The 1,440-nt window shown below is 49.1% G+C and carries 2 protein-coding genes; both read left to right on the forward strand.

Features of this window, described 5'->3' with window-relative positions:
- The coding region (locus tag ACQEXR_RS20095) for a DUF4123 domain-containing protein (RefSeq protein ID WP_427021032.1) at nucleotides 1-464 on the forward strand (464 nt) is incomplete at its 5' end.
- 2 nt (nucleotides 465-466) lie between these two features.
- Nucleotides 467-1,440, forward strand: a 974-nt coding sequence (locus tag ACQEXR_RS20100) for a LysM peptidoglycan-binding domain-containing protein (RefSeq protein ID WP_427021033.1), incomplete at its 3' end; no start/stop codon positions are given.

Genomic DNA, 1,440 nt, shown 5'->3' on the forward strand with positions numbered 1-1,440 from the left:
TTCCAGAGCCCTTCTTTTGCCCCCTTTTCGAGCAGACACAATTTGCCAACATTGAACGTGGCCCCGTGTTAGTTGCTCTAGATGGGCGAGAGCTGTTTCCTATTGTAATAGAGAAAATGCAAAGCACGCCTTGCGCAAGCCTTCTATATGTTAAAAAAGGCACACCTCAAACGTCACTGGTCAAACTCCTCAGAGAGCGTCTAGTCGTTTCGACCGGGCAATCGGACGCTTTGCTCCGTTACTATGAGCCACGAACCTTATTACCATTACTCGGGAGCATGACGGACGATGAACGCAGTTTGTTTTTCCAATCCATAGAGCAAATTCACTGGTACCACGGTCAATGGTATTGGGGGGCTATCGAACAGCCTCTCCACCCACCTAAGCAATATCAGTGGACGATAACTCCAGAACACCTCTCTACGATGCAGTCGATTCTTGAAGCGAGTCGGGGAGCACTATGACAATGACTACCTATACTATTCAACCGGGGGATACCTTACTCCAAATTGCTATTGATCAAGGCGTCGAATATGTCGACCTCTTGACGCTGAATCCGCAATGTCAGACTGACCCAAATTACATTCGGGCGGGAGATACCTTAACACTACCTAAAGAAGTGATCATTGAGGTGCCTGAACCCGATTATTCGCCTGAGCCACCCAGTACAGCGCTAGAGCCAAAATGTACTGGAGAAATTCTTAGTGCGCCTGTATGTCAGGGCATCGATGTCCATGATGTGCTGTTTTTTACTGGGGATTCACCAACAGACTATTACTGTTTGGCGCAAGAGGACCAAGCAAAGCTCAAACAAGAAATTCAGATCACCGACGAGCTGATTCAAGCCTATAAAACGCTGCTAGAAAACGCACCCAGTGGCGACAACATTGACCCCGCTGAGATGCAGCAGCATGCGCTAAAGAAAAAGGTGTGGCTTGAGCGGTGCGTCTATGCAGGGGCCATCAAGGTAGACGCGCCAAAAAACACCGCAGCAGGCACCGCGACTCAGTCTGCGGAACAACCCAAAACTCAGAACTACATCGCAAGCAAAATCGCTGAACTTGAGAAACGCCGCGCGTTAGTGAACACTTATGTCCCGTACTTCTCTGAGCCATCCACCATCACGGTGCGCGATAACGTTCTCGCCGCTCTCGAGAAAGAGCTCGCCTACTGGCAGGATTTAGCGAATAGACCTGTTGTACCAGAGTCTTCCAACAAACAAAGTGTTGATCTTAACAAGATGAACCACAAAACGTTTGAACGCACACCCGCGAAAAGGCATGTGCTAGAAGCCTGGCTCGTGAGCGAAAATCGACTTGTGTACCTGCGAGCGGATTTTGTCGAGCGTGCCAAAAACAACTGGAAACAAAATACCGTTAATGCCGAAGTCACTCGAGCCTTAGAAGCGAGGGACTGGCAAGGGCTAAAGCAAGCCTTTAT

Source organism: Vibrio sp. TRT 2004, assembly GCF_050113735.1.
GTDB lineage: Bacteria > Pseudomonadota > Gammaproteobacteria > Enterobacterales > Vibrionaceae > Vibrio.